The following is a 26,928-nucleotide window of genomic DNA, read 5'->3' on the forward strand; positions in this document are numbered from 1 at the left end:
GCTGGGCCGGTGCTAGCCCCCCAGATCTTCAAGGCCAACGACATCCGCGGCATCGTCGTCGGCGATCACCCCGAGTGGGACGAGGAGGGGGCCAGGGCCCTCGGGGCCGCGTTCGTCGAGCTGCTCGGGCCGGGCGAGTTCGTGCTCGGCCGCGACATGCGCGTCCTCGGGCGGGAGCTGTCGCTGGCCTTCGCCGACGGCGCCCGCCGCGCCGGGGCCTCGGTGGTCGACATCGGGCTGAGCTCCACCGACGAGCTGTGGTTCGCCTCCGGCTGGCTGAGCCTTCCAGGGGTGCAGTTCACCGCCAGCCACAACCCCGCCTCGTACAACGGGGTCAAGTTCTGCCTGGCCGACGCCAGGCCTGTGCCGGCGGACTTCATGGCCCGGCTGCGCGACATCGCCGCCACCGTCGGCATCGGCGCGGAGGTCACCGGCGGCTACCGCGAACTGGACGCTCTGGAGGCCTACGCGGACAAGCTGTCGGACCTGGTACCGCCGACGGGGGAGCGCGGGCTCACCGTCGTCGTGGACGCGGGCAACGGCATGGCCGGCCACACCGCCCTCACGGCGCTGGCAGGGCGCGGGCTCGACGTGGTGGGGCTCTACCTGGACCTGGACGGCACGTTCCCCAACCACCCCGCCAACCCGCTGGAGCCGGAGAACCTGGTGGACGCGCAACGCGCCGTCGTCCGGCACGGCGCGGACCTCGGCCTGGTCTTCGACGGGGACGCGGACCGCTGCTTCATCATCGACGAGCGCGGCGGCGTGGTGGACCCCTCGGTGGTCACCGCCATGATCGCGGTCGCGGAGCTGGCCAAGCACCCGGGCTCCACCATCGTGACCAACACCATCACCTCCTGGTGCGTCGGCGAGGCGGTCGAGCGGCACGGCGGGCGCGTCGAGCAGTCCACCGTCGGGCACACCTACGTCAAGGCACTGATGGCCGGCACCGGCGCCGTGTTCGGCGGCGAGCACTCGGCCCACTACTACTTCCGCGACTTCTGGTCTGCGGACACCGGCATGCTCGCCGCGCTCCACGTCATCGAACTGGTGCGGCAGGCGGATCGGCCGCTGTCCGAGCTGGCCGCCGTCTACGACGGCTACCACCGCTCCGGCGAGCTGAACTCCACCGTCGAGGACGCCCCGGGGCACATGGACCGCGTGGCGGCGGCGTTCGAGGGTCGCGGCGAGGCGGACCGGGTGGACGGGCTCACCGTCCGCAACCGGGAAGCCGGGTGGTGGATCAACCTGCGCTCGAGCAACACCGAGCCGCTGCTGCGGCTCAACGTGGAGGCCCGGGACGCCGACACCATGCGGGCCCTGCGCGATGAGGTGCTCGGCCTCGTCCGGGCCGGGTAGATTTTTCACCAAGCGACGACTCGTGGAGGTCAGACGATGATGGCAGACAAGACGATGGAGCTCTCGCCCGAGTTCATGGCCGTGGCGGCGTGCCCGGCGTGCCACGCCAAGTTCGCGGTGGACTACGACGCGCACGAGCTGGTGTGCACCAACCGGGCCTGCGGGCTGGCCTACCCGGTGCGGGACAACATCCCCGTGCTCCTCATCGACCAGGCCCGCAGCACGTTGTGAACGGGCAGCTGCAGTTCGACGACGGGCGCCTGGAGCACCCGGATCTCGACGCGCACGAGGGCCTGCGCCGGCTCGCCTCGACGGGGGCCCGGATCCGGCGGGCGGCCCTCTCGGAGCCGGTGGGCCACCTGGAGCGCGCCGACCGTCCGAGGGGGATCCTCGCGCTGGGCGCCGAGGCGCGGCTGATCCGCGCCGTGCTGGAGGGCGCTTGCCCCGTCCCGTTCATGGCGTGGCCGGGCCCCGGGCTGCCCGCCTGGGTCGGGCCGCTGGACCTCGCCGTCGTCCTGGGCGACGACGACACGCCGGAGTGGGTCCTGCAGTGCGCCGTCGAGGCGATGCGCCGAGGCGCGACGATGATCGTGGCGGCTCCCGCGGGGTCGCGGCTGGCCCGCATGACCGCCTCGCCGGCCACCACCCTGATCCCCGCCGTCGAGTCCGATCCGCTGTCCGCGGCGGTGGCCGTCCTCTCCCTCCTCGGCGACCTCGGGCTCGGGCCGGCGGTACACACCGCGCACGTCGCGGACGCGGCGGACCTCGTGGCCGAGGCCTGCGCCCCGGGCCGGGACCTGTCGGACAACCCGGGCAAGGAGCTCGCGCTGTACCTGGCGGACTCTCTTCCCCTCATCTGGGGCGGCACCGTGCTGGCCGGCCGCGCCTCGCGCAGGATCGCGGAGGCAGTCCGGCGCGCCTGCGGGCGCCCGGCGTTGGCGGCGGACGCGGCCGAGCTCGACACCCTGCTCTGCGCCGTCAAGCCCCGGGACCCGTTCGCGGACCCCGTCGACGGCGTCGCCGAGGTCCAGCCGTGCCTCCTGCTGCTGGACGACGACAAGCTCACCGACCGGCTGAGCGACGTCGCGGACCGGCTGGCGCGGCGGGCCGAGAGCGTCGGCGTGCGCGTGGCGCGGATCTCGTCCGGCGACGCCGACCTGGCCCTCAGCGACGTGGAGCGCTACGTGACGCTGCTCCAGCGGGGCCTCTACGGCGCCGCGTACCTCGAGATCGGGCTGGCAGAGTAGTGGCCATGCGCAAGGTCTTCGTCCTCAACGGCCCCAATCTCGGGCGGCTCGGCACCCGGCAGCCGGAGGTCTACGGCGCCACCACGCACGCCCAACTCGCCGAGCACCTCGTCGGCACCGGGCGCGGGATGGGCCTAGACGTCGAGGTGCGCCAGACGGACCACGAGGGCGAGATGGTGGGGTGGCTGCACGAGGCGGCCGACGCCGGCGCCGCCGTCGTCCTCAACGCGGGAGCCTGGACGCACTACTCGTACGCAGTGGCCGACGCCGCGGCGCTGGTGCCCTTCTACGTGGAGGTGCACATCTCGAACGTGCACGGCCGCGAGGAGTTCCGGCAGCACAGCGTGCTCTCGGCCAAGGCCTCGGGCATCATCATCGGCTGCGGCGTGGGCGGCTACGACCTCGCGCTGGCCCACATCGCCGCGTCGGGGTAGGCGCCGCAGGCCGGGTAGAGTGGCCGCGTGGATTTTCGCGTAGCTGACCTGTCCCTCGCCGACTTCGGCCGCAGGGAGATCACCCTCGCCGAGCACGAGATGCCCGGCCTCATGGCCATGCGGGAGCGCTTCGGCGCCACCCGGCCGCTGTCGGGGGCGAGGATCGCCGGGTCGCTGCACATGACCATCCAGACGGCCGTCCTGATCGAGACCCTGGTGGCGCTCGGCGCCGAGGTGCGCTGGGCCTCGTGCAACATCTTCTCCACCCAGGATCACGCCGCGGCCGCCATCGCCGCGGCCGGGATCCCGGTCTTCGCCTGGAAGGGCGAGACGCTGGAGGAGTACTGGTGGTGCACCCGTCAGATCCTGCAGTGGCCGGACGGCGGGCAGCCCAACATGATCCTCGACGACGGCGGGGACGCGACGCTGCTGGTGCACCAGGGCGTCGCGGCCCAGCGCTCCGGCGTCGTGCCCGAGGCGACGGACGGTGACTCGCACGAGTGGCGCGTCATCCTCGACACCCTGCGGGAGGCCCAGGGGATGGTGGACTGGCAGGCGCTGGCCGCGTCCGTCAAGGGCGTCACCGAGGAGACCACCACGGGCGTGCACCGCCTGTACGAGATGGCCCGCGACGCCACGCTGCTGTTCCCGGCCATCAACGTCAACGACTCGGTCACCAAGTCCAAGTTCGACAACAAGTACGGCTGCCGCCACTCCCTCATCGACGGCATCAACCGCGCCACCGATGTGCTGATCGGCGGAAAGGTGGCCGTGGTCTGCGGCTACGGAGACGTCGGCAAGGGCTGCGCCGAGTCGCTGCGCGGCCAGGGCGCCCGCGTCATCGTCACCGAGGTGGACCCCATCTGCGCGCTCCAGGCGGCCATGGACGGCTACCAGGTGGCCGCGCTGGACTCCGTGGTGGACCGCGCCGACATCTTCATCACAGCCACCGGCTGCTGCGACGTGATCACCGCCGACGACATGGCCCGGATGAAGCACCAGGCCATCGTGGGCAACATCGGCCACTTCGACAACGAGATCGACATGGCGGGCCTCGAGACCCGCACCGACGTCGAGAAGATCGAGGTCAAGCCCCAGGTCCACGAATGGCGCTTCGCCGACGGGCACTCCGTCCTCGTCCTCAGCGAGGGCCGGCTGCTCAACCTCGGCAACGCCACCGGGCACCCGTCGTTCGTGATGAGCAACTCGTTCACCAATCAGGTGCTCGCCCAGATCGAGCTGTTCACGAAGACCGAGGAGTACCCCGTCGGCGTGTACACGCTGCCCAAGCACCTCGACGAGGAAGTGGCCCGCCTCCACCTCGCCGCCCTCGGCGTGGAGTTGTCGACGCTGACCGCCAAGCAGGCCGGCTACCTCGGGGTGGACCCGTCCGGCCCGTTCAAGCCGGACAGCTACCGCTACTGAGCCCGGCTCACTCGCCCGGGTTCAGGGACTCCCAGATCTCCTTGCACTCCGGGCACACCGGGTACTTCTCGGGGTTCTTCGTGGGCACCCACACCTTGCCGCACAGGGCCACGACGGGGGTGCCGTTGACCATTGCGGCCACCAGCTTGTCCTTGGGCACGTAGTGCGAGAAGCGGTCCTGGTCCCCGTCCTCGAACAGTTCAGTGCGTTCCTCAATGACGGTCTGTGATCCGGGGGCGAGTTCACTCATGGCACCTATGCTAGTCCGCGGAGGTGGGGGCATGACCGGGTCTGGGAGCCGGACGCTGATCGTCGGGATCATGCTCTCGGTGTTCTCCGTGGCCTTCCAGTCGATCGGCCTCGCCACCGCCATCCCCACAGTGATGGCCTCGTTCGACGCCGCCCACCTGTACCCGTGGGCGTTCACGACGATGGTCTCGGGCATGCTGCTGGCCACCATCGTGAGCGGGCGGGTCGCGGACACCCGCGGCCCCGCGGCCCCGATGTACGCCGGGTTCGCGCTGTTCGCCGTCGGGCTGCTGCTCGGCTGGTTCGCGCCCAACGTGTGGGTGGTGCTGGCCGCCCGCGCGGTGCAGGGCCTCGGCGCCGGGGCGCTCAACCTCACGCTGTCGGTGACGGTGGCCCACGGCTTCGAGCCGCGCGACCGGCCCCGGGTGATGGCCCTGGTGTCGTTCTGCTGGCTGCTGCCCGCGTTCGTGGGCCCGCCGTTCGCCGCCTGGCTGACGCACTACGACTGGCGGCTGGTGTTCGCCACCATGCTGCCGCTGGTGGCGGTGGCGTTCGTGATGACCCTCCCCGGCCTGCGCGGCGTGCAGGCGCGCTTCCGCTCGGGGGAGGACGACGTGCCCCCGGTGGCTGTGCTCCCCACCGTGGCCGTCACGCTCGGCCCCTCCCTCATTCTCCTGGCCGGTCAGAACCTGGGCTGGGTCAGCGCGGCCTCCGGCGTCCTCGGGCTCGCCGCGCTCATGTGGGGGCTCCCCGGCATCCTCGCACCCGGCACCCTCGGCATCAGCCCGGGCATCCCCAGCGTGGTGCTCGCCCGGGCCCTGCAGGCCGGCACGTTCTTCGCTGCCGAGACCATCCTGCTGGTCACCCTGCAGCAGCTGCGCGGCCTCAGCCCCTTCGAGGTGGGGCTCGCGCTCACCGTCGGCAGCATCGGCTGGACCACGGGCTCCTGGCTGCAGTCCCAGGCCTGGGTGCGGCTGGACCGCGGCGCCTACGTCACGGCCGGCGCGGCCTGCTCGACGGTGGGCATCGCCGCGATCACCGCCTTCGCGTGGTGGCCCGCGGTGCCGCTGGCGGTGGGCCTGGGGGCGTGGATCGTGGCCGGGCTGGGGATGGGCCTGACCATGCCGAGCTCCGCGGTGGCCGTCATGAGCCTGTCGTCGTCCTTCGAGCAGGGCCGAAACCAGTCGTCGATGCAGGTGGCCGAGTCCGTGGGCAACTCCGTGGTCACCGCCGTGGCGGGCGGCATCTACACCGCGTTGCTGCTCGTGCCGCCGCAGAAGCTGGCCTACTCGGCGCCGCTCGCGCTGCTCACCCTCGCGTCCGTCGCGGCCATCGTGGTGAGCCGCCGGATCGGGTATCTGCCCAACGAGCTGCACCGGCCGGCGGGCTGACGGTCCGCGCGCTGGTCATGGCATCCTTGGACCCATGACCTACACCCCCCAGCAGCCGCCCGCAGGATGGTACCCGGACCCGGCCGGCTCCGGCGGCGAGCGCTATTGGGACGGGATCGCGTGGTCGCAGGCCACGCGTGACCCGCACATGCCCCCGCCGCAGCCGCACGCCCAGCCGGGCTACGGCTATCCGCCCCAGGCCGGCTACGGCACGCCGATGGGCGGGCCCCAGTACCAGGCCGGCCGCCCCTACGCCGGGTTCGGCTGGCGCGCGCTGGGCTTCATCATCGACTCGATCCTGCTGGGCATCGTGACTCAGATCGCGGCCGGCGTCCTCGGCCTCACCGTCATGATCGACACCATCCTGAACCGCTATCTCCGGGACCTGGAGATCTGGGTGGAGAACCCGGTCGCGGATCCGCCCGTGCCCGGGGCGGACCTGTGGACCGCGCTGCTCTACAGCGCCATCCTGGGCGCCACCATCATGGCCGTCTACCGCACCGTGCTGTACGGCACCCTGAGCGCCACCGTCGGGCAGCTGGTGCTCGGCATGAGGGTGGTGAAGGCGGGCGCCCCCGCGGACTCGAAGCTGGACTGGACCACCGCCGCCGTCCGCGGCATCGCCAGCGCCATCCTCTACGAGGTCATCTGGCTGATCAACGGACTGTTCGCCGCGTTCACCCGCGAGAAGCAGACCCTGGGTGACATGATCGCAAAGACCCACGTCCTCAAGATCCGTTAAGGGCACCCACCGTGAATGACCTCCACCCCGGCTTGAACCAGCTCGCCGAGCGCTTCGGCATCGCCCAGGAGTTCTGGGACTGGAAGGGCAGGCACGTCCCCATCCCGGCGGAGACCATCGTCTCCGTGCTGGCCGCCTTCGACGTCGACGCCAGCACCCCCGAGGCCGCGGACGCCGCGTTGACCAGGCTCGAGGACGAGCGATGGCTGAGGGCGGTGCCCTCGTGCACGGTGGTCGAGGAGGGTCGCGGCGTCCATGTTGCCATCCACCTGCCCGCCGGCACAGACGTCCGCGTCCACGTGCGGCTGGAGTCGGGCGAGACCAGGCCCGCCTGGCAGTCGGAAAACTTCGCCCCGGACCGCTGGGTCGAGGGCCAGGCCATCGGCGAGGCCAGCTTCTGGCTCGGCGACGACCTGCCCACCGGCTACCACCACGTGGTGGCCCAGACCGTCACCGGCGTGCACACCGGCTCCCTCATCGTCACGCCCGGCTTCGTCGGCTTCCCTCCGGCCATGCGCGGCCAGCGGATCTGGGGCTACGGCACGCAGCTGTACTCCGTGACCTCGAAGCAGTCGTGGGGCATCGGCGACCTGGCGGACCTGGCGGACCTCATCACGTGGTCGGGCACCAAGCAGTTCGCCGGGTACGTACTGATCAACCCGCTGCACGCGGCCCAGCCCGTGCCGCCGATGGAGCCCTCGCCGTATCTGCCGGCGAGCCGCCGGTTCATCAACCCCATCTACATCCGGCCCGAGGCCATCGAGGAGTACGCCACCCTCGGTCGGTCGGTCAGGATGCGGATCAAGGCGCTGCGGCGCCAGGCCCAGGCCGCGGCCGAGACGTCCGGGATCGTGGACCGCAACGCCATCTGGCCGCTGAAGATCGAGGCGCTGCGGCTCATCCACGAGGCCGGCATGCGGTCCGCCCGCCGCATCGCGTACGAGGACTTCCGCCGCCGTGAGGGCGTCGGGCTGCGCAACTTCGCGCTCTGGTCCTGCCTGTCGGTGAGCCACGGCCAGCTGTGGACCGAGTGGCCTGAGGAACTGCGCCGCCCGTCGTCACCGGAGGTCGCGGCGTATGCCGAAGCCAACGCGGCCGAGGTGGACTTCTTCGAGTGGCTGCAGTGGATCGCGCAGAGCCAGGTGTCCGCCGCCCAGACCGTCGCCGCGGAGGTGAACATGCCCGTGGGCATCGTCACCGACCTCGCCGTCGGGGTGCACCGCCAGGGCGCGGAGACGTGGATGATGCCCGACGTGTTCGCAGCCGGGATGGGCGTCGGCGCGCCGCCGGACCAGTACAACCAGGCCGGGCAGGACTGGGGCCAGCCCCCGTGGCGGCCGGACAAGCTGGAGGAGCTGGCGTACGCGCCGTTCAGGGCCATGGTCTCCGCCGCGCTGAGGCGGGTCGGCGGCGTGCGCATCGACCACATCATCGGCCTGTTCCGCCTGTGGTGGGTGCCGATGGGGCTCGGGCCCACCAAGGGCACCTACGTCCGCAACAACCACGAGGCGCTGGTGGGCATCCTGGCCTTGGAGGCGCAGCGAGCGCAGGCCCTCATCGTCGGCGAGGACCTCGGCACCGTCGAGCCGTGGGTCCGCGACTACCTCGCCCGCCGCGGCATCCTCGGCACCTCGGTGCTGTGGTTCGAGGCCGGCATGCACGGCGAGCCGCTGGACGCGCAGTGGTGGCGCGAGTACTGCATGGCGTCGGTCACCACGCACGACCTGCCGCCCACCCTCGGCTACCTGGCCGGGGACCACGTCCGGCTGCGGGACCATCTGGGCCTGCTGACTGAGCCGCTCGGGGAGGAGTTGGCCAGCGCCCAGCGCGAGCAGGCCGGCTGGCTCGCGAAGCTCGTCGACGAGGGGCTGCTCGATCCTGGTCAGGCGGAGGACCCGGCGGAGGTGATGCTGGCCCTGCACAAGTTCCTGCAACGGACGCCGTCGAAGGTGCTGTTGGCGGGGCTCACCGACGCGGTCGGGGAGCGGCAGACGCAGAACCAGCCGGGCACGGTGGACGAGTACCCCAACTGGCGGGTGCCCCTGGCGGACATGCGGGGCAAGCGGATCACGCTGGAGGAGATCTTCAAGGCGCCCCTGCCGCGCCGCCTGGCCGCGGTGATGAACGGGGTCGACGAGCAGCCCGAATCGCGCTGGGACCGTTGAGCGCTGCCGGCGCTGACCCGCGGACCGGGCGGAGGGGAGGCTGCGATGCGTGACCGTGATCCCTCGGGCCGCGCACGTCAGGCGCGGCCGCGGGACGAGCTGGGCCGGCCGCTGCCCTATGGGGCTGCGGGGGTGGAGCCTGTCTCCGAGGAGCCGCTGCCTCCCCTCGAGTCGCTGGAGGCCGCGCGGGATCTTCTCAGGCAGGGAAGGCCTTTCTCCGCCCACGAGGTGTTGGAGGCCCGCTGGAAGGCGTGCCCGGCAGAGGAGCGGGACCTGTGGCAGGGGCTCGCCCAGCTGTGCGTGGGCCTCACCCATGCGGCGCGGGGGAACCGGACCGGGGCGCTGCGGCTCGTGGAGCGGGGCGCGGGCCACCTCGATGCCCACCGCGCCGGCGGCGGGCCGCTCTACGGGCTCGACCTGTCCGCCGTGGTCGCGGCGGCTCGGAGCCGGGTGACCGGTGCGCAGCCCGGCCGAGGCGACCACGCCGTCATCCTGTGAGCCCACCCCCGCCATCACAAGCGGCGGAGGGATCGCGTCAGATGTTGTGCACCACCGGGGCCGCCTGGTACGGGTTGGTGGTCTCGTCGCCGGTCTCGTCGAGGATCAGGGTCTCCAGCGCGGGCTCGCCCTTCGAGATCCGCAGCGCACCCACGGGGAGCTCGGCGAGCGACTCCGCGTGCCTGCGGCGCGCGTCCTCGAGCGTGGCACTGTAGACCACCTGGCCCCGCTCGATCACGGGGACGAGCAGGTCCCGGTCGTTGCCGTCGTTGGCCGGAGGCGTGCCCAGCCCGATGACCTCGGTCTCGGCCCTGCCGTCGGCGCCGCGGCGGCGCATCGCGAACTTGCGGCCGCCGAGCGTGTTCTTGCCCTTGGACTTCTTCGCCACGGGCGTCATGTGCGCGTCCGGCGCGTCCGAGTCCGCGCGGGCCACCAGCTTGTAGACGAAGCCGCAGGTGGGGTGCCCGGAGCCGGTGACCAGCGCGGTGCCCACGCCGTATCCGTCGACAGGGGCGCCCTGCAGCGCGGCGATCTGCCACTCGTCGAGGTCCGAGGTGACCATGATCCGGGTGTGGGTGGCGCCCAGGTCGTCGAGGAGGTCGCGCGCCTGCCGGGCCACGATGGCCAGATCCCCCGAGTCGAGCCGGATCGCGCCGAGGCGGCCCTCAGTGAGCTCGACCCCGAGCCGGATCGCCTCGGCGATGTCGTAGGTGTCCACCAGCAGTGTCGTCGAGTCCCCCAGGGTGGCGAGCTGCGCGCGGAAGGCGTCCTCCTCGGTGTCGTGCAGCAGGGTGAAGGAGTGGGCGGCGGTGCCGATGGTGGGCACGCCGTAGCTGCGGCCGGCCTCGAGGTTGGAGGTGGAGGCGAAGCCCGCCACGTACGCGGCCCGCGCGGCGGCGACTGCGGACCACTCCTGCGTGCGCCGCGACCCCATCTCGGCGCACGGCCGGTCGCCAGCCATCGAGGTCATGCGGGAGGCGGCCGCCGCGATGGCCGAGTCGTGGTTGTAGATGGCCAGCAGGACCGTCTCCAGCAGGCAGGCCTCGGCGAACGTCCCCTCCACCGACAGCACGGGGGAGCCGGGGAAGTACACCTCTCCTTCGGGATAGCCCCAGATGTCGCCGTTGAACCGGTAGTCCGCCAGCCACTCGGCCAGGTTGTCCTGGATGATCCGGCGCTCGAGCAGCCAGCTCAGTTCGGCCTCGTCGAAGCGGAACCGCTCGATGGCCTCCACCGCGCGCCCCAGCCCCGCCGCCACCCCGTAGCGGCGACCCTCCGGGAGACGCCTCGTGAAGAGGTCGAAGAGGCTGCGCCGGTTGGCCGTGCCCGCGTTCATCGCGGCCTGCACCATGGTGAGCTCGTAGTGGTCTGTGAGCAGCGCGGTGGTCATGGACCGCACCCTATCCTGGGGCCATGAGCAGTGCAGGCGATGGCGGAGTCGAGATTCTCGAGGCGCCCGCGGAGGAGGCCCTGACCGTGGGCCAGTGGGTCACCATCGTCTGGGACGACCCGGTCAACCTCATGAGCTACGTCACCTACGTGTTCCAGGAGTACTTCAAGTACCCGCTCGAGAAGGCGGAGGAGTTGATGCTGAAGGTGCACCACGAGGGCAAGGCGGTGGTCTCCACCGGCAACCGCGAGGCGATGGAGCGCGACGTGCTGGCCATGCAGGGCTACAACCTGTGGGCCTCGATGGAGCAGTCATGACGATGTTGGAGCCTGAGGACATCGTCTGGGCCTTCGACGGCCGCGACGGCCGAGGCGACGGCCTGCGCAACATGATCGAGCTGTACGCCTCCCAGGTGGGCGAGCTCCTGCCCGCGGAGAGCGACGACGCCTTCGAGCAGATCGTCGCCGACCTCGCCGACGATCCCACCAACCGCATGCTCGGCAATCCCCGCCTGGTCAGGCTGTTCCCGCCCGCGATGCCGGTGGCGAAGGACGCGGACGACTTCTGGCGGGACTCCATCCACAGCCAGGCGAGGGCCCGTGTGGCCGCGGCCCGCGGCGTCGTCGAGGACCTCGACGGCTGGGACGGGTACGTGCCCGTGCCGCTGGGCAGGGTCGACGACTGGGCGAAGGTACTGGGGGCGCTGCGGCTCTTCTGGTACACCGAGCTCGCCGGCCCGGAACGCCTCGCCCAGCCCGAGGCCACCGACGTCGACTCGGGCCTCCACGACCTCATCGAGTGGCTGGGCTACCTCCTGGAGGACCTGATGGAATCGCGCGACACGTGCCTGCGGCTGGGCGCCAGCCTCGACCCGCTGGACTTCGAGCCCGCCGATGACTAGGGACCTGATCGAGCGGCCCATCGGCGTGTTCGACTCGGGCTTCGGGGGGCTCACGGTGCTGCGCTCGCTCGTCGAGCAGCTGCCCAACGAGGACTTCCTTTATCTCGGCGACACCGCCCGGGCGCCCTACGGCCCCCGCTCGATTGCGGAGGTGCGGGCCTTCGCCCTCGAGGGGCTGGACTTCCTCGTCGCCCAGGGCGTGAAGGCCCTGGTCATCGCGTGCAACTCCGCGTCGTCGGCGGTGCTGCGCGACGCCCGCGAGCGCTACGACGTGCCCATCACCGAGGTGGTGCTGCCCGCGGCGAGCCGTGCTGTCGCGGCCACGCGCAACGGCCGGGTCGCGGTGGTGGCCACGGAGTCGACGGTGAACTCCCGCTCCTACGATGACGCGTTCGCGATCGCCCCCCACATCACCCTGACGGCACAGGCCTGCCCGCTCTTCGTCGAGTTCGTCGAGGCCGGCATCACCGGAGGCGACGAGCTGCTGGACGTGGCGCGGGACTACCTGGCCCCCGTCGCCAAGGCGCAGGCGGACACGCTGATCCTCGGCTGCACGCACTACCCGCTGCTGAGCGGCGTGATCAGCTACGTGCTGGGCAACGGCGTGACCCTGGTGTCGTCGGCGGAGGCGTGCGCGCAGTCCACCTACTCGCAGCTCACCCAGGCCGGCCTGCTGCGCCACCAGCCCCGGGAGGCCACGCGGCGCTTCTTCACCACGGGGGACGCGTCGGACTTCCAGGGCATCGGCCGGAGGCTGCTCGGTGGGTTCGTGACCCACGTGGAGCATGTCGAGATCGGGACGGATTCGCGCCCCGCCGCCGCCCCGGTAGGTTAGGCGCCATGACGTTCAGCCGTGGCGATGGCCGCGCCCCCGATGCCCTGCGCCAGGTGCGCATCACCCGCAGCTGGCTGGATCACGCCGAGGGATCCGTGCTGGTGGAGTTCGGCCGCACCCGCGTGCTGGTCGCGGCCTCCGTCACCGTCGGGGTTCCCCGCTGGCGCAAGGGCTCGGGCCTGGGCTGGGTCACGGCCGAGTACGCCATGCTGCCCCGCGCCACGCACACGCGCTCGGACCGGGAGTCCGTCAAGGGCCGCCTCGGCGGCCGCACCCATGAGATCTCCCGCCTCATCGGCCGCTCGCTCCGCGCCGTCGTGGACTACAAGGCGCTGGGGGAGAACACCATCGTGCTGGACTGCGACGTGCTGCAGGCCGACGGGGGCACCCGCACCGCCGCCATCACCGGGGCGTACGTTGCCCTGGCAGACGCCGTGGCGCACCTGCGCGGGCTGGGCGCGCTGAAGGGCGAGCCGCTCACGGACTCCGTGGCGGCCGTGTCCGTGGGCTTCAACGCCGACGGGGTGGCCCTGCTGGACCTCAACTACGAGGAGGACTCCGCCGCGGGCACGGACATGAACATCGTGATGACCGGGTCCGCTGCCTTCATCGAGGTGCAGGGCACCGCCGAGGGCACGCCCTTCTCCCGCGACGAGCTCGGCGCCCTGCTCGACCTCGGCACCGTCGGCTGCGCGGAGCTCACCCGCCTGCAGCGCGAGGCCCTCGCATGAGGCTGCCGGAGAAGCTGGTGCTGGCCACCAACAATCCGAAGAAGCTCGCCGAGCTGCGCCGCATCCTCGCGGCCGAGGGCGTCGGGGTGGAGGTGCTGGGCCTGGGCGAGGTGGCCCGCTACCCGGAGCCGGCCGAGACCGAGCGCACGTTCGAGGGCAACGCGTTCCTCAAGGCCTCCGCCGCCGCCCGCGAGACCGGCCTGGTGGCGGTGGCCGACGATTCGGGCCTCGAGGTGGACGAGCTCAACGGCATGCCCGGGGTGCGCTCGGCGCGCTGGGCCGGCCCCGCCTGCGACGACGAGGACAACAACCAGCTCCTCCTGGCCCAGCTCGACGGCGTGCCCGCCGAGCGGCGCACGGCGCGGTTCGTGTGCGCGCTGGCCATGGTCTCGCCCACCGGCGAACGCAGGGTGTGGCACGGGACGATGCCGGGGAGGATCGCAGAGGCGCCCGGGGGGGACCACGGCTTCGGCTACGACCCGCTGTTCATCCCCGCTGGCCTGGCCGTGTCGTCGGCGGAACTGACCGCAGAGGAGAAGGACTCGATCAGCCACCGCGGCAACGCGGTGCGCGGCTTCGTGGGCTACCTCAAGCAGCTGGCCCGGGAGGGCGCCGCATGAAGCAGTACCTGGACCTGCTGCGCCACATCACCGACACGGGAGTCGACAAGGCGGACCGCACCGGCACCGGCACGCGCTCGGTGTTCGGCTACCAGATGCGCTTCGACCTCTCGGCCGGATTCCCGCTGCTCACCACGAAGCGGGTGCACACGCGCTCTGTGTTCGGGGAGCTTCTGTGGTTCCTTCGCGGCGACACCAACGTGGCGTGGCTGCACGAGAACAACATCACCATCTGGGACGAGTGGGCCGACGCCGACGGCAACCTCGGCCCGGTCTACGGGTACCAGTGGCGGAGCTGGCCCACGCCGGACGGCCGCCACATCGACCAGCTGGCCGCGGTCGTCGAGTCCATCCGGACCAGGCCGGACTCGCGTCGGCACATCGTGTCGGCCTGGAACGTGGCGGACGTGGACGAGATGGCGCTGCCGCCGTGCCACGCGCTGTTCCAGTTCTACGTGGCCCCGGCGGACGACGGCGGGCCGGCCCGCCTCAGCTGCCAGCTGTACCAGCGCTCGGCGGACGTGTTCCTGGGCGTGCCGTTCAACATCGCCTCCTATGCGCTCCTCACGCACCTCGTCGCGCAGGTCACCGGCCTGCGGGTGGGCGAGTTCGTCCACACCCTGGGCGACGCGCACATCTACGCCAACCACGTGGACCAGGTGGCCGAGCAGCTCACCAGGGAGCCGCGGCCGCTGCCCCACCTGCGGCTCAACCCGGCGGTCACCGAGCTGGACGCGTTCACGCTGGCCGACATCGAGCTGCTGGGCTACGACCCCCACCCGGCCATCAAGGCGCCCATCGCCGTGTAGGCGGCTACCCTGTCCGTCATGAGCGAACTGCGGCCGTCCTTCCAGGAGCGGGACCGGTACCTCGACCTGCTGTCCGCCGCGTATGCGGATGGGCGGCTCGACGAGGCGGAGTTCGAGGTGCGCAGCAACGCGGTGCTGGCGGCGGTCACCCACCGCGACGCCATGGCCCAGTTCGCGGGCCTGCCGCAGCCCAACATCGTGCCTGTGCAGGCGCCGCCGGCGGCCTTCCGGCCGCAGCCCGCGCCGCCGGCGGCCTTCCAGCCCCTGCCGGCGGTGTACGACGGCTCGCCACCGGGCGGTGTAGGCCGCCGGACCCTGCTCGGCGTGGGTGCCGCCGCCGTGGGACTGGTGGCGCTGGGCGTCATCAGCTTCAGTGGGCCGACCATGATGGACTCCGACTCCGGTTTCCTGGGGGTGCCCGAGCCGGAGTGGGTGGGTGTGGTGGTGGACGCCGAGCCGATCTTCTTCGAGGGATGGGCGGAAACCTCCGCCATCCTGCGGGAGCAGGGCCTGGACTCGGTGAGCGCGCTGACCATCACCGTCGACGAGATCCGAGGGGTGGCCGTGCAGGCCCGTTCGCCGGGCGAGGCGTCCCCGTTCTCCCGCCTGGGCTTCGACGCGGTCGAGGTGACGGCCTCGAGCCAGTCGGCTCCTGCGGAGTTGGTGGAACTCGACCTGATGGACACGCTGGTGCAGACGGGCCTGGACCAGGCCGGCGCCAACCTCACCGGCGCGATCAAGGAGGTCCGGTTGGAGTGGTCGGTCGCCGGCGAGCCGCGGGCGCGGGTCACGGCCACCGACTCGACGAGCGACGGCTGGGTCCTGGTGGACCCGGCGGGGAATGTGGTTGAGATGCAGCCGGTGGGACAGCGATGAGGATCGTGGCGATCGCGGCCGTGGCCGACAACTGGGTGATCGGCTCGGGCGAGGACATGCTCTGGCACATCCCCGAGGACTTCCGCCGGTTCAAGGGAGTCACCACCGGCAACACGGTCATCTTCGGACGGCGCACGCACGAGCAGATCGGTCTGCTGCCCAACCGTCGGATCATCGTCGTCACGCGCGACCCCGAGTGGACTGACGAGGGCGTGGAGGTGGCGCACTCCATCACCGAGGCCCTCGACCTGGCCGCCCAGACCCCCGAGCGCGTGTGCTTCGTCGGCGGAGGCTCCCAGATCTACGAGGCCGCGTGGCCGTACCTCACCGAGCTGGACATCACCCACGTCCATCAGGAGCCCGACGGCGGCGCGCGCTTCCCCGTCATCTCCCCGAGGGAGTGGACCGAGGTCTCCCGCGAGGTGAGGCAGGGCTTCGACTTCACCCAGTACCGGCCCACGCCGGCCGCCGGCTGACGGGGCGATGGCGCGCCGCATCCTCCACCTCGACCTGGACGCCTTCTTCGCCGCCGTCGAGCAGCGCGACAAGCCCAGCCTGCGCGGCAAGGCCGTCGTCGTGGGCGGGGCTGGGCCCAGGGGCGTGGTGGCCACCGCGTCCTACGAGGCGAGGCGGTTCGGGGTGCGCTCCGCGATGTCCGGGGCCGAGGCGCGCCGCCGGGCGCCGAACGCGGCCTTCCTCGGCGGCCGGTTCGAGGCGTACCGGGAGTCGTCGCGGATCGTGATGGCGCTGCTGCATGAGGTGTCGCCGCTGGTGGAGCCGTTGAGCCTCGACGAGGCGTTCGTGGACCTCGCGCCCTCGGGGTGGGCCGACGGCGAGCTGCCGGCGCGCGTGGCCGCGCTGCGGGCCGAGCTCACCGCCCGCACCGAGGGGCTGACGGCGTCGGTGGGGGTGGGCTCCTCGAAGTTCCTGGCCAAGCTCGCCTCGGAGGCGGCCAAGCCGGACGGCGCACGCATCATGGACCCCGCCGAGGAGCTCGACTTCCTGGCGCAGCTGCCGGTGCGGGCCATCCCCGGGGTGGGCCCGGCGACCGAGCAGCGCCTGTCCGCCATCGGCGTGCGGACCGTCGTGGACCTGCGCGCCGCCGACGGCGCCGAGCTGATCCGGGAGCTGGGCCAGGCCGCCGGCGAGGGCCTGGCCGCGCTCGCCTGGGGCCGCGACACTCGTGCGGTGCAGCCCCAGCGGGACCCGAAGTCCATCTCGACGGAGGACACCTTCGCCACCGACCTCACGGACCGCGCCCAGCTGGAGGCGATCCTCCGCCGCGACGCCGCCGCCGTCGCCGCCCGGCTCAACCGCGCCGGCTACTTCGCGCGCACCGTCACCGTCAAGGTGCGGTTCCCGGACTTCACCACCCGCAGCGTGGCCCGGAGCCTCGGCGGCGCCACCGACGCCGTCGACGTCATCACCACCGCGGGCCTCGAGCTGCTCGGCGAGGTGGACGTGCGGGCCGGCGTGCGGCTGCTGGGCATCGGGGTGAGCAACTTCGCCACCTCGGCACAGGAGCGGCTCTTCGGCGACGAGGAGGCGGCCTCGACGGTCACGGAGGTGAGCGCGGGGGAGGACGTGGGCCTGAGCGGGGTGCGCGGCCGCGGCTTCCACCCGGGCGCGGACGTCGTCCACGACCAGCATGGTCGCGGCTGGGTGTGGGGCGCGGGTCTGGGGAGGGTCACGGTGCGCTTCGAGACCCGCGCCACCGGCCCGGGGCCGGTCAGGACCCTCTCCGTCGACGACCCGGCCCTCAGCCCCGCGGGCATCGACCCGCTGGTGCGCGCCGTCGTCGACGACGACGGGTGACGGCTCAGGGCTGCGCGGGGGGCTGGGCGGGAGACTCGGCCCGGCTCGTGGCCACGTAGCGCCTCAGCGCCGCCAGATCGGGCGTGGTGAGGTGGCCCTCGGCCTCCTCCACGAGTAGGTCGACGTGTCGGTCTGCCCGCGCGGCCAGCTCCGGGTCCACCGCCGCCACCCGGATCCTGGCGGCGAGGTCCACCAACGACTCCAGCACGATGCGGGCGTTCAGCGCGTAGGGACGGAGGTGCTCGAAGGGCATGTCGACGATCTCCGCGGCCGTCACGGGGCGGAGATACAGTCGTGGGGCCCCGTCGTCGTCGACCAGGATGGTGCCCGTGTCGGGCCGTGCTATGGCGGTCAGCACGCCCGCGGCCACCTCCTCGACCGCGTTGACGGCCGTGTACGGGTCGTTGGTGCCGGGTGACAGCGCCCGGACCGCGAGCTCCACCACCTGCTGCTGGGCGAACCGCACGTCCTGCTCCGTGGTCCTGGAGGGCCCCACGTGCACATGGTCGCGGACCCGGGGCCGCGCCACCTCGAGCGCCTCGGCGGGCCACACCAGGGCTAGCGGCTCGTCCTCCATCACCTGGTCCCCGACCCGCTTGAGCAACCGCACGGAGGTGGCGGTCTGGGTCATGTCCTCGGCCAGGGCGCGGAGGTCGATTCTGGTGAGGTAGCCCGCGCGGCCCAGGGTCACGACGGCGCCGCCCTCGGCCGGCGGATCGAAGCGGTCGACGTGCGGGTCGTCGGGGTCCAGCCAGTTGTCGAGGACCGCGCGGCGGAAGTCGTCGCGGGCACCCTTGACGAGGGTGTCGACCTGCACGGATCCCGCGATGTGGTGGATGAACCAGACGAACAGGAAGACGTCCACCACGCCCAGGGCGATGGCGCCGTTGACGGCGATGTGGGGCACGAAGGCGGAGCCGTCGTCGCTCGCGGAGCGGATGGTGCGCAGCACCATCAGCGTGTAGACGAACGTGGCCACCAGTACGCCCAGGACGATCTGGTTGTTGCGGTCGCGCATGAAGTTGCGCACCAGGCGCGGCCCGTAGGTGGTCGAGGTGGTGCTGATCACCGAGATGGTGATGGAGAACGCGGTGCCCGCGACGCCCAGGAAGGACGCCACGGCGGTGAGGAGGGCGCGCGCCCCGTCGACGCCGGTGTCGAACAGGAAGGCCTCCACCACACCCGGGAGGGGGAGGTCCGCGCGATCGGCCCACACCAGCAGTTGCGACGCCGCGATCGCCGCGGTGATGAACAGCGCGGGGATGAACCAGAACCGCTGAGGAACGTCTGACAACCAGCTGCGGAGTCTGCCCATGCCAGCAGGCTACCCACCGGCGCTCCCGTAGGCTGGTCTCCATGGGAGCGCGCATGTTCACCGCCGTTCTGCCGCCCGCCGCGGTGGTCGCGCAGATCGACGCACTGCTCGAACCACGCCGCGACGCCGACCCGTCGCTGCGGTGGAGCCGGCCCGAGGGGTGGCACGTGACGACGTCCTTCATGGGGGATGTGGAGGATGCGCGGGTGATGCGGCTCGAGGAGAACCTCGCGGAGGTCGCCGCGCACGCTGCGCCGTTCGACCTGCACCTCGTGGGCGGCCTGGCCTTCCCCGATGCGGCGAAGGCCCGGGTGCTCGCCCTGGCGGTCGACGCCGGGAGCGCCCAACTGTCCGCGCTGTCCGCGTCCTGCCGGGCCGCCGCGAGCCGGGCGGGGGTGGTCGCGGACGGCGCCCGCTTCGTCGCCCACCTCACCCTGGCCCGCCACAACCGCGGGCTGCCCGCGGTGCGCTGGCTGGACATCCTCGACTCGTTCCCCGGCTGGCGCTGGCGGGCCGAGGAGTTGTGCCTGGTCGAGTCCCTCCCGGGGGCGCGTTACGTGGTGGCGGCGCGGTTCCCACTGGGCACCGCGCCACGGGGTCGCCTAGACTGAGGCGCGCCCCTCGGGGCGAGCCGAAGTGGTGGAATTGGCAGACACGCAGGATTTAGGTTCCTGTGCCTTCGGGCGTGAGGGTTCAAGTCCCTTCTTCGGTACAACACACGCGACGTGCGGGGGTCGGCCTCGCCGGGTCGGCTCCCGGAACGTGAGCGCGGAGTAGACAGGGGACCCAGGGGTCTCTCACCGCTGGCGCACAGCCGCGGCCGACAGAGTCGTCGGCATGACCAGCACCGCACCCCGCATCCTCAACCGCCGCGTGTTCCTCGGCGGAGCTGCGGCGCTCGGGTTGGCCGCCGTCGGCGGCACCTCGTGGGCGCTCGACCGGTTCCTCATCGAACACGCCGAGGTGACCGCCGCCTCGGACTACACCGGCCTGCCCGGCACCCAGGCGTCCGCGACCCCCACCGCCGGCGCCACGGCCACGGCCGGCCGCAGCATCGACATCACCGCCCACACGAGTGGCAGCGGATCGGACGCGCAGGCCTGGTTCGTGGCCGATGTCGTCCTCGACGACGCCACGGCGCTGCGCAGCGCGTTCGCCGAGGACACCTTCGGCACCAACATCATCGACCTCCCCTCGTCGATCGCGGCGGACGTCGGCGCCCTGTTCGCCGTCAACGGCGACTACTACGGCTTCCGCGACACCGGCATCGTCATCCGCGACGGCGTCGCCTTCCGCGACATCCCCGCACGCCAGGGCCTCGCCCTCTACCGCGACGGCACCATGCGCTCCTACGACGAGACCGCCACGGGGGCCGCCCAGCTGATCTCCGACGGCGTGTGGCAGACCCTCTCCTTCGGCCCCACCCTCGTCGACGGCGGGGCGGTGGTCAGCGGCATCGACCGGATCGAGATCGACACCAACGTCGGCAACCACTCCATCCAGGGCAGCCACCCGCGCACCGGACTGGGGATGATCGGGGCCAACCACTTCGTGTTCGTGGTGGTGGACGGGCGCAGCTCCGGGTACAGCCGGGGGATGACCCTGCCCGAGTTCGCAAAGCTGTTCGCCGACCTGGGCTGCCAGGTGGCCTACAACCTCGACGGCGGGGGCTCGTCGGTGATGATCTACGACGACGAGCTGGTCAACAACCCGCTCGGCAAGGGCGAGGAACGCGGCACCAGCGACATCCTCTGGATCGGGCGGTGATGGCGATGATCGTGCTCATTCCGGCCTACGAGCCCGGCGAGACCCTCGTCGAGCTGTGCCGCGCGCTCAGGGCCCGCCCCGAGGTGTCCGGGGTGCTGGTCGTCGACGACGGGTCCGGAGCCCGCTACGCCGAGGTGTTCGGCCGCGCCCAGCGCGAAGGCGCCACGCTCCGGCGGTACCTGCCCAACCGCGGCAAGGGCCACGCGCTGAAGGTGGGCTTCCGCGAGGCGGAGGCGCTGTTCCCCGGCCACGTGGTGGTGTGCGCCGACAGCGACGGCCAGCACTCCGTCGACGACACCATCCGGGTAGGGCGCGAGGTGTCGCGTGACGACCAGATGGTGCTCGGCGGCCGAGGATTCTCGGGCGATGTGCCGGCGAGGAGCCGCGTCGGCAACGCCGTCACCGCCGTCCTGTTCCGGGCCGTCACGGGCATCCGCGTCCGCGACACCCAGACCGGGCTGCGCGCCTACCCCGCCGCGATGCTGCCGTGGCTGCGCGGCGTCAGCGGCGAGCGGTTCGAGTACGAGCTGAGCCTCCTCCTCGAGGCGCGGAGCGCGGGCCTGAGCATCCGCGAGGTGCCGATCGAGACCATCTACCTGCACGGCAACGCGTCCTCCCACTTCCGGCCCGTCCGCGACTCGTGGCGCGTGTACCGCCCGCTGCTGGCGTTTGGGGCCGCATCGCTGGCGGGCTTCGCCGTCGACGCGGCGCTGCTGTTCATCGTCATGGCGGCGACGGGGAACCTGCTCTTCTCGGCCGTGGCGGCCCGCGTGGTCAGCGCCTCGGTGAACTACTCGCTGAACCGGCACGTCACCTTCGGCACCGGCAACCGGACGAGCGCGCTGCGCTACGCGGCCCTCGCCGTCGTCGTGCTGGCGGCCAACTACGCGCTGCTGTCGGCCCTGCACCAGGTGGTGGGGCTGGTGGCGGCCAAGCTGATCACCGAGGCGGTGCTGTTCGCGGTCAGCTACGCGGCGCAGCGCCGGTTCGTCTTCAGCTCACCCCACCCAGCGCTCGCCGGCCGGGACCGCGCTCAGGGCGCCGCCCGACAGCGCGGCCAGGGCCTCGTCCAGCTCCTGTTCGGCGCCGGCGGGCACCGCGACCAGGATGTGCGCGCGGTCCGTCCACTCGACGCCGTCCACCGTCGCCACGAGGCCGGACGGCAGCACCAGGGAGCGTAGCTGGTCCTCGTAGGCGCCCGCGTCGGCGTAGCCCACGCTCACCCGCAGGATGCGGTTCAGCCGCACCTCACGGAACCCCGCCGCCTCGACGGCCGCGGCGACGGCGTCGGAGTAGGCGCGCACCAGCCCGCCCGCGCCCAGCTTGACCCCGCCGAAGTATCGGGTGACCACCGCGACCACGTCAGTGAGCGCGTTCTTCTGCAGCACCTGGAGCATCGGCACGCCCGCGGTGCCGGCGGGCTCACCGTCATCGGAGCTGCGCGCGGTGCGGCCGTCGGGTCCGAGCACGAAGGCCGAGCAGTGATGACGCGCGGAGAAGTGCGCCGATCGTCGTTCCTCGACGACGGCGCGGGCCGCGTCCTCGCTCGTCACCCTGCGCAGGCGGGTGAGGAAGCGCGAGCGCCTGATCTCGATCTCGACGTCGACGCCCGCGCCCGGCTCGGCGTCGATGGTGTGGAACGAGGTGTCAGACACCCAGCTCGCGGCGCAGCTTGGCGACGTGCCCCGTGGCCTTGACGTTGTACTGGGCCACCCGGACGGTGCCCACGCCCGCGTCGTCGACGTCGATGACGAAGGTGGAGCGCAGGACGCCCTCGATCTCCTTGCCGTACAGCTTGCGCGGGCCGTAGGCGCCGTAGAGGTTGTGCACCGTCTTGTCCGGGTCCGCCAGCAGCGTGAAGCCCACCTCCGATGTCTGCTTGAACCTGGCCAGGCGCTCCACCGGGTCGGGCGAGCAGCCGAGGACCGTGTAGCCGCCGTCGGTGAACTCTGCCAGCGACTCCGAGAAGTCCACGGCCTGCGTGGTGCAGCCGGGCGTCATGGCGGCGGGGTAGAAGTAGAGGATCACCGTGCCGCCGGCGTGGTCGGCCAGGGAGACGCTCTCGCCGTCCTGATCGGGGAGGGTGAAGGCGGGGGCGGTGGAGCCGGTGGTCAGGCGTGCGGTCATGCGCGTCATTCTAGGGCCCCCGACCACGGGCTGGTTTGGTTGAATAGGCTGGGGGCAGTCAGTTGAGGAGAACCGCATGTCTAATGGCTCACGATCCGTCGACGAGATCCGCGCAGACCTGGCCGCGGCCCGGGCGAAGCTCGCGCAGGCCACGTCGGATGCGGTGGAGGCCGTCAAGCCGCAGAACATCGCCCGCGCAGGGGTGGACCAGGTCAAGCAGTTCGCCAAGGCCGAGTTCGACGCCGCCGCCGCGCAGGTGCGTGACGAGGAGGGCGGCTGGCGCACCGACAGGCTGATCGCCATCGGCGGCGCCGTGCTCGGCCTCGTGGTGTTCGCGGTGACGATCAACTCCATCGCTAAGCGACGGACGTCGCTCGAGGCGCGCACCCGCCGCGCGCTCACCCGGTGAACCAGCCCCCGAAGACGGCCGATTGGACTTCGGCGGGGGACTGCCACTACATTTAGTCCTCGCGCGCACCGCTAGCTCAACTGGCAGAGCAGCTGACTCTTAATCAGCGGGTTCAGGGTTCAAGTCCCTGGCGGTGTACCAGATTCGGCCCCCGTCCTTCTCAGGACGGGGGCCGATGCTTTTTACCGGCTGTCGTGCCGCACGCAGGTCAGAGGCGTTCGAGGAGCCGCGCCTTCTGGGCGGCGAACTCCTCGTCCGTGAGCAGGCCGTCCGCGTGCAACTCGCCGAGGGACCTCACCTGCGACAGCACGGCCTCCCCGGGGCTCTCCGGCGCGGCCGGTGCCGCCTCCGTCACAGGGAGGGTGAGCTCGCGCTGCTGGACGACCGCCGCCGGGAGGTTGCGGACGTTCTTCGACACGTCGGCCAGCTGCAGCACCTGGCCGCCGGCCCACTGGATCAGCAGCGAGTCCGCCAGGAGGCCGCGCTCGGGGCTCAGCACCACGTCGTCCGCGAGGTAGTCGATGCTCAGGGGCGCGGCGTCGGGCTGCTCAACCACCAGGAGCGAGCGATCGGTGAGGGCCAGCACCGCGGGCACCGGCTCCAGGGTCCCGTCCACCGGCGCCTGGGCCACCGAGACCAGGAGCAGGGTCTCGCCGTCGTCGAGCAGGCCGGGCAGCGCCACGAGAAGGTCGCGGTAGAGGGTCACATCGCCCTTCGTCAGGTCGACGGCGGCCTCCCTCAGGCCATGGCTGTCGGGAAGCGCCTCCGACGGCGCGGCCGGGTCCACCGGGTTCGGTTCGTCACCGCTCAGCACGCTCAGTACACCCACGTCTGCTCCTTCGCCGCCGTCTGTGCGCTCATGGTAACGCCGCCGGACGGGACCGGGACCGATGTTTGCCGCGGGGAAAGCGGGGTACCCGTCAGGGAGGGGAGCGACAGCCCCCGAGCCGAGACACAGGAGGATGACCATGCCGAACCCCACTGAGCACACCCCCGGGAACGCCGATCTGTACGCGGTGGACAAGGCGGCGCAGGACCTTGCCGGCCCCGAGGGTGGATTCCCGGAGCAGGAGCAGCAGCCTCCGGGCCTGACCCCGCCCATGGAGCCCACCCCCGACCACGGCGAGGAGACGTGGGTGGGCCGCGGGCGCCTGGCCGGGCTGAGGGCACTGATCACGGGCGGGGATTCGGGGATCGGGCGCGCCGTCGCCATCGCCTACGCGCGGGAGGGCGCCGACGTGGCGATCAACTACCTCGCCGACGAGCAGCCCGACGCCGACGAGACGCGCCGCTGGGTGGAGAAGGCGGGGCGGGCCTGCGTCCTGGTTCCCGGCGACCTGACGGACGAGTCGGTGGCGCGCGGGGTCGTCGACGACGCTGCCGAGGGCTTGGGGGGCCTCGACATCGTCGTCAACAACGCCGGCTTCCAGTGGGCCCGCCGCGAGAACGGGCTCGCGGACGTGACGACCGACGAGATGGACCGCGTCTTCAAGACCAACCTCTACGCCCTGTTCTGGGTCAGCCAGCAGGCGCTGAAGTACCTCGGCACCGGCTCGAGCATCATCAACGTGAGCTCCATCCAGGCCTATGACCCCTCCGAGTCGCTGATCGACTACGCGGCCACCAAGGCTGCCATCAACAACTTCAGCGTGAACCTGGCCGCGGACCTCGGCCCGAAGGGCATCCGGGTCAACGCGGTGGCGCCAGGGCCCATCTGGACCCCGCTCCAGCCGGCCACCAAGCCGGGGGAGGGGATGCCGTCGTTCGGCGGCGACACGCCGCTCGGCCGGGCCGGCCAGCCGTCGGAGCTCGCGGGCGCGTTCGTGTTCCTGGCCAGCCCGGCGGAGGCGTCCTACGTCAGCGGCACCGTGCTCGGGGTCACGGGCGGGCGCCCGGTGTTCTGAGCCTCAGCCGAGCAGCTCGAGGACGGCTCTCTCCAGCCCCGCCTGCCGGGCCTGGGGGGAGCCGTACCTGCGTCCCGTCGCCGCCGCGATGGTGACCCCGGCCTCGTAGGCGTCGATCACGCGAGGGTCGATGTACGACGAGCGCGCCACCGTCGCGGTGTTGCCGAGGTATCCCGCCACCTCCACCACGGCCGCCCTGATGGCCCGCTTCCGCGACGCCACGGTGTCGCCAGGCTCCTCGGAGCGGGCCAGCTCGTCCGCGGCGATCACGGTGGCGTGCCAGGTGCGGAAGTCCTTGGCGGTCAGCCTGCCGTCGAGCAACTCCCGCAGGTAGCCGTTGACCGAGGCGCTGGTGAGGTCGCGCCAGCTCCCCTCGGCCCGGTACGCAAGCAGCCTCTGGCTGTCGTCGCGTCGGCGGCGGAGCCGGTCCAGCACCGCCACGGCGGCGGGGTCGTCCACCTCGACGGTGTGCTCGACTCCCGACTTGCCGGTGAACCTGAACACCAGCGCGTCGCCGGCCCGGCGCACGTGGCGGCGCTCGAGGGTGGTCAGCCCGAACGAGCCGTGGGCGTCGCTGTAGGCGTCGTTCCCGATGCGGAAGTAGCCCACGTCGAGCAGGCGGACGGCGGCGGCCGCCGCCCTCTCCAGCGGCATGCCCTCAAGCGCGAGGTCGCGGGTGATCCTGCGCCGGGCGGCCGGCAGATGCTCGGCCGCGGCGGCCACGCGGTCGAACTTGGCGCGATCGCGGCGGACCCGCCACGCGCGGTGGTACAGGTACTGGCGGCGCCCGGCGTCGTCCGTCCCGACAGCCTGGAGGTGTCCGTTGGGATGCGGGCAGATCCACACATCGGTCCAGGCCGGCGGGATGGCCAGCGAGCGGATGCGCTCCACCTCGGCGGCTTCCAGCGGGCGACCGTCGGCGTCCCGGTAGCCGAACCCGGTGCCGTGACGGCGACGCGTGTACCCGGGTGAGCGCGGATCGGCGCGGCGCAGGCGCATCACGCCTCGCCCGGCGGGTGGGGGAACCTCACGCCGCTGCCCCACCCGATCTCCCAGCCTGCCGTGTCGTCGAAGTAGTCGGCCGAGGCGATCGGCAGCCGGTTCGCCTCGACCCGGCTCATGAGCTCGGCGTACCACCCGACGTAGGCGGGATCGTCGGACGTGGGAGCCAGGCCCGGCCAGTGGCCCAGGATCAGGTCCGCCACGGCATCGGGGGAGGTGGTGACCGTGACCTCGCCCCCGGCGAAGCTGGTGAGGTCCCCCGTGGTGTAGCGGAGGGCGGGCCGGTCGGCCCCGTGGACGCTCAGCGTCGCTCGCCAGTGCATGCCCGACGGGCTCACCCCCGGCCGGACGCGCACCCTGTGATAGCCGCGCCCATGCAGCACCCGCACCCCTTGCAGGATGCGCATCGGGGTCGCGGCCGCAAGAGCCGCTCGTAGCTGCTCGAGGGTGGACTGCGTCGGTGTGACCAGCCTCACGTCGACGACCCTCGTCGGGGTGGCCGCGATCGTCTCGACGGCGGCCGCGACCGCGTCGGACAGCGGCCAGCCGTACACCCCCGCGCTGATCAGCGGGAACGCCACGCTCCTGGCGCCCAGCTCGTCGGCCACCCCCAGCGCCCGGCGGTAGCAGGACTCGAGCAGCGCGCGGTCCCGCTGGCCCGCGGCGAAGTTGGGGCCGACGGTGTGGATGACCCAGCGGGCGGGCAGATCACCGGCGGTGGTCCACCCCGCGTCCCCGGTGGCCAGCCCGTCGGGGAAGCGGGCCACGCAGTCACGCAGCACGGTCGGCCCGCCGGCGCGGTGGATGGCGCCGTCGACGCCGCCTCCTCCGCGCATCCGGTTGTTGGCGGCGTTGACGATCGCGTCCACACGCTGGGTGGTGATGTCGCCGAGCACGGCGGTGATGGCGGCCATGGA

Annotated in this window: 29 protein-coding genes, 2 tRNA genes and 2 pseudogenes; 25 read left to right on the plus strand and 8 right to left on the minus strand. The window is 72.1% G+C overall.

The window, feature by feature from the left end:
• The first annotated feature begins 9 nt into the window (after positions 1-9).
• From ACZK5D_RS04835 to ahcY, 5 genes are read left to right on the plus strand one after another with little or no spacing between them, the layout of a single operon-like run.
• Positions 10-1,359 carry a phosphohexomutase domain-containing protein gene (locus ACZK5D_RS04835; protein WP_463664453.1) on the plus strand — a complete coding sequence of 450 codons (1,350 nt, stop codon included), beginning with the start codon at positions 10-12 and terminating at the stop codon, positions 1,357-1,359.
• Between the two features lie 36 nt (positions 1,360-1,395).
• The gene (locus tag ACZK5D_RS04840) at positions 1,396-1,590 is read left to right on the plus strand and encodes a Trm112 family protein (protein WP_463664454.1); all 195 of its coding nucleotides are present in this window, start codon (positions 1,396-1,398) and stop codon (positions 1,588-1,590) included.
• Positions 1,587-2,606: an SIS domain-containing protein gene (locus tag ACZK5D_RS04845; RefSeq protein ID WP_463664455.1), complete on the plus strand. Its 1,020-nt coding sequence runs from the start codon at positions 1,587-1,589 to the stop codon at positions 2,604-2,606. Before ACZK5D_RS04840 ends, ACZK5D_RS04845 begins: the two co-directional genes overlap by 4 nt.
• Positions 2,607-2,611: 5 nt before the next feature.
• Positions 2,612-3,040, plus strand: a complete 429-nt coding sequence (locus ACZK5D_RS04850) for a type II 3-dehydroquinate dehydratase (protein WP_463664456.1) — start codon at positions 2,612-2,614, stop codon at positions 3,038-3,040.
• A 27-nt stretch (positions 3,041-3,067) separates the two neighbouring features.
• On the plus strand, positions 3,068-4,465 hold the full coding sequence (gene ahcY / locus ACZK5D_RS04855; RefSeq protein ID WP_463664457.1) for an adenosylhomocysteinase: 1,398 nt from the start codon (positions 3,068-3,070) through the stop codon (positions 4,463-4,465).
• A gap of 7 nt (positions 4,466-4,472) precedes the next feature.
• Here the strand turns inward: ahcY and ACZK5D_RS04860 are convergent, their stop codons facing one another.
• The gene (locus ACZK5D_RS04860) at positions 4,473-4,715 is read right to left on the minus strand and encodes a DUF3039 domain-containing protein (protein WP_463664458.1); all 243 of its coding nucleotides are present in this window, start codon (positions 4,713-4,715) and stop codon (positions 4,473-4,475) included.
• Between the two features lie 31 nt (positions 4,716-4,746).
• Here ACZK5D_RS04860 and ACZK5D_RS04865 point away from each other — a divergent pair, with 31 nt between their 5' ends.
• The 4 genes from ACZK5D_RS04865 to ACZK5D_RS04880 are packed head-to-tail and all read left to right on the plus strand — an operon-like array spanning position 4,747 to position 9,510.
• Entirely contained in the window at positions 4,747-6,105 is a 1,359-nt protein-coding gene (locus ACZK5D_RS04865) for an MFS transporter (protein ID WP_463664459.1), read from the plus strand.
• A 34-nt stretch (positions 6,106-6,139) separates the two neighbouring features.
• Positions 6,140-6,847, plus strand: a complete 708-nt coding sequence (locus tag ACZK5D_RS04870) for an RDD family protein (protein ID WP_463664460.1) — start codon at positions 6,140-6,142, stop codon at positions 6,845-6,847.
• Between the two features lie 11 nt (positions 6,848-6,858).
• Entirely contained in the window at positions 6,859-9,012 is a 2,154-nt protein-coding gene (malQ, locus tag ACZK5D_RS04875) for a 4-alpha-glucanotransferase (protein WP_463664461.1), read from the plus strand.
• Between the two features lie 45 nt (positions 9,013-9,057).
• On the plus strand, positions 9,058-9,510 hold the full coding sequence (locus tag ACZK5D_RS04880; protein ID WP_463664462.1) for a DUF309 domain-containing protein: 453 nt from the start codon (positions 9,058-9,060) through the stop codon (positions 9,508-9,510).
• 37 nt (positions 9,511-9,547) lie between these two features.
• Here the strand turns inward: ACZK5D_RS04880 and ACZK5D_RS04885 are convergent, their stop codons facing one another.
• Positions 9,548-10,900: a nicotinate phosphoribosyltransferase gene (locus ACZK5D_RS04885; RefSeq protein WP_463664463.1), complete on the minus strand. Its 1,353-nt coding sequence runs from the start codon at positions 10,898-10,900 to the stop codon at positions 9,548-9,550.
• Between the two features lie 23 nt (positions 10,901-10,923).
• Here ACZK5D_RS04885 and clpS point away from each other — a divergent pair, with 23 nt between their 5' ends.
• Genes clpS through ACZK5D_RS04930 form a run of 9 tightly spaced genes read left to right on the plus strand, consistent with a single transcriptional unit; the run spans position 10,924 to position 17,487 of the window.
• Entirely contained in the window at positions 10,924-11,217 is a 294-nt protein-coding gene (clpS, locus tag ACZK5D_RS04890) for an ATP-dependent Clp protease adapter ClpS (protein ID WP_458996414.1), read from the plus strand.
• Positions 11,214-11,801, plus strand: coding sequence for a DUF2017 family protein (locus tag ACZK5D_RS04895; RefSeq protein ID WP_458996415.1), 588 nt, complete (start codon positions 11,214-11,216; stop codon positions 11,799-11,801). The genes clpS and ACZK5D_RS04895 overlap by 4 nt, the downstream gene beginning before the upstream one ends.
• The gene (gene murI / locus ACZK5D_RS04900; protein ID WP_458996416.1) at positions 11,794-12,636 is read left to right on the plus strand and encodes a glutamate racemase; all 843 of its coding nucleotides are present in this window, start codon (positions 11,794-11,796) and stop codon (positions 12,634-12,636) included. Before ACZK5D_RS04895 ends, murI begins: the two co-directional genes overlap by 8 nt.
• A gap of 5 nt (positions 12,637-12,641) precedes the next feature.
• Complete coding sequence (gene rph / locus ACZK5D_RS04905; protein WP_463664464.1) at positions 12,642-13,367, plus strand: ribonuclease PH; 726 nt, start codon at positions 12,642-12,644, stop codon at positions 13,365-13,367.
• Positions 13,364-13,987, plus strand: coding sequence for an RdgB/HAM1 family non-canonical purine NTP pyrophosphatase (rdgB, locus tag ACZK5D_RS04910; protein ID WP_463664465.1), 624 nt, complete (start codon positions 13,364-13,366; stop codon positions 13,985-13,987). Before rph ends, rdgB begins: the two co-directional genes overlap by 4 nt.
• A complete protein-coding gene (locus ACZK5D_RS04915) occupies positions 13,984-14,796 on the plus strand; it encodes a thymidylate synthase (protein ID WP_458996418.1) in 813 nt (270 codons plus the stop codon). Before rdgB ends, ACZK5D_RS04915 begins: the two co-directional genes overlap by 4 nt.
• A gap of 18 nt (positions 14,797-14,814) precedes the next feature.
• Positions 14,815-15,672 carry a DUF1707 SHOCT-like domain-containing protein gene (locus ACZK5D_RS04920; protein ID WP_463664466.1) on the plus strand — a complete coding sequence of 286 codons (858 nt, stop codon included), beginning with the start codon at positions 14,815-14,817 and terminating at the stop codon, positions 15,670-15,672.
• Entirely contained in the window at positions 15,669-16,148 is a 480-nt protein-coding gene (locus tag ACZK5D_RS04925) for a dihydrofolate reductase (RefSeq protein WP_463664467.1), read from the plus strand. The genes ACZK5D_RS04920 and ACZK5D_RS04925 overlap by 4 nt, the downstream gene beginning before the upstream one ends.
• A 7-nt stretch (positions 16,149-16,155) precedes the next feature.
• Entirely contained in the window at positions 16,156-17,487 is a 1,332-nt protein-coding gene (locus tag ACZK5D_RS04930) for a DNA polymerase IV (protein ID WP_463664468.1), read from the plus strand.
• Positions 17,488-17,491: 4 nt separating this feature from the next.
• On the opposite strand, the gene ACZK5D_RS04935 is transcribed toward ACZK5D_RS04930, so the two are convergent.
• Positions 17,492-18,802, minus strand: a complete 1,311-nt coding sequence (locus ACZK5D_RS04935) for a DUF2254 domain-containing protein (protein WP_458996422.1) — start codon at positions 18,800-18,802, stop codon at positions 17,492-17,494.
• A 41-nt stretch (positions 18,803-18,843) separates the two neighbouring features.
• On the opposite strand from ACZK5D_RS04935, the gene thpR reads away from it, so the two are divergent.
• The 4 genes and pseudogenes from thpR to ACZK5D_RS04955 form a co-directional block, all read left to right on the plus strand.
• Positions 18,844-19,413, plus strand: coding sequence for an RNA 2',3'-cyclic phosphodiesterase (gene thpR, locus ACZK5D_RS04940; RefSeq protein WP_463664469.1), 570 nt, complete (start codon positions 18,844-18,846; stop codon positions 19,411-19,413).
• Between the two features lie 19 nt (positions 19,414-19,432).
• A tRNA-Leu gene (locus ACZK5D_RS04945) sits at positions 19,433-19,514 on the plus strand.
• 125 nt (positions 19,515-19,639) lie between these two features.
• Positions 19,640-20,569 carry a phosphodiester glycosidase family protein gene (locus ACZK5D_RS04950; protein ID WP_463664470.1) on the plus strand — a complete coding sequence of 310 codons (930 nt, stop codon included), beginning with the start codon at positions 19,640-19,642 and terminating at the stop codon, positions 20,567-20,569.
• A 5-nt stretch (positions 20,570-20,574) separates the two neighbouring features.
• Positions 20,575-21,552, plus strand: a pseudogene (locus tag ACZK5D_RS04955) (GtrA family protein); the annotation flags it as partial.
• A gap of 15 nt (positions 21,553-21,567) precedes the next feature.
• Here ACZK5D_RS04955 and ACZK5D_RS04960 read toward each other — a convergent pair.
• Together ACZK5D_RS04960 and ACZK5D_RS04965 are read right to left on the minus strand one after the other, a co-directional pair.
• On the minus strand, positions 21,568-22,224 hold the full coding sequence (locus ACZK5D_RS04960; protein ID WP_463664471.1) for an IMPACT family protein: 657 nt from the start codon (positions 22,222-22,224) through the stop codon (positions 21,568-21,570).
• Complete coding sequence (locus ACZK5D_RS04965) at positions 22,217-22,696, minus strand: peroxiredoxin (protein WP_458996438.1); 480 nt, start codon at positions 22,694-22,696, stop codon at positions 22,217-22,219. The genes ACZK5D_RS04960 and ACZK5D_RS04965 overlap by 8 nt, the downstream gene beginning before the upstream one ends.
• 76 nt (positions 22,697-22,772) lie before the next feature.
• Here ACZK5D_RS04965 and ACZK5D_RS04970 point away from each other — a divergent pair, with 76 nt between their 5' ends.
• Positions 22,773-23,105, plus strand: a complete 333-nt coding sequence (locus ACZK5D_RS04970) for a DUF3618 domain-containing protein (protein ID WP_458996439.1) — start codon at positions 22,773-22,775, stop codon at positions 23,103-23,105.
• 65 nt (positions 23,106-23,170) lie between these two features.
• Positions 23,171-23,246: transfer RNA gene (locus ACZK5D_RS04975), tRNA-Lys, on the plus strand.
• 67 nt (positions 23,247-23,313) lie between these two features.
• Here the strand turns inward: ACZK5D_RS04975 and ACZK5D_RS04980 are convergent.
• Complete coding sequence (locus ACZK5D_RS04980) at positions 23,314-23,934, minus strand: SHOCT domain-containing protein (RefSeq protein WP_463664472.1); 621 nt, start codon at positions 23,932-23,934, stop codon at positions 23,314-23,316.
• 139 nt (positions 23,935-24,073) lie between these two features.
• On the opposite strand from ACZK5D_RS04980, the gene ACZK5D_RS04985 reads away from it, so the two are divergent.
• Positions 24,074-25,009, plus strand: coding sequence for an SDR family oxidoreductase (locus tag ACZK5D_RS04985; RefSeq protein ID WP_463664473.1), 936 nt, complete (start codon positions 24,074-24,076; stop codon positions 25,007-25,009).
• Positions 25,010-25,012: 3 nt separating this feature from the next.
• Here the strand turns inward: ACZK5D_RS04985 and ACZK5D_RS04990 are convergent, their stop codons facing one another.
• Both ACZK5D_RS04990 and ACZK5D_RS04995 read right to left on the minus strand, forming a co-directional pair.
• Positions 25,013-26,008, minus strand: coding sequence for a DNA topoisomerase IB (locus ACZK5D_RS04990; protein WP_463664474.1), 996 nt, complete (start codon positions 26,006-26,008; stop codon positions 25,013-25,015).
• 425 nt (positions 26,009-26,433) lie between these two features.
• Positions 26,434-26,925 (minus strand): annotated as a pseudogene (locus tag ACZK5D_RS04995) (O-acetyl-ADP-ribose deacetylase); the annotation flags it as partial.
• Between the last annotated feature and the right edge of the window lie 3 nt (positions 26,926-26,928).

This window comes from Tessaracoccus yangjingae, assembly GCF_055326235.1.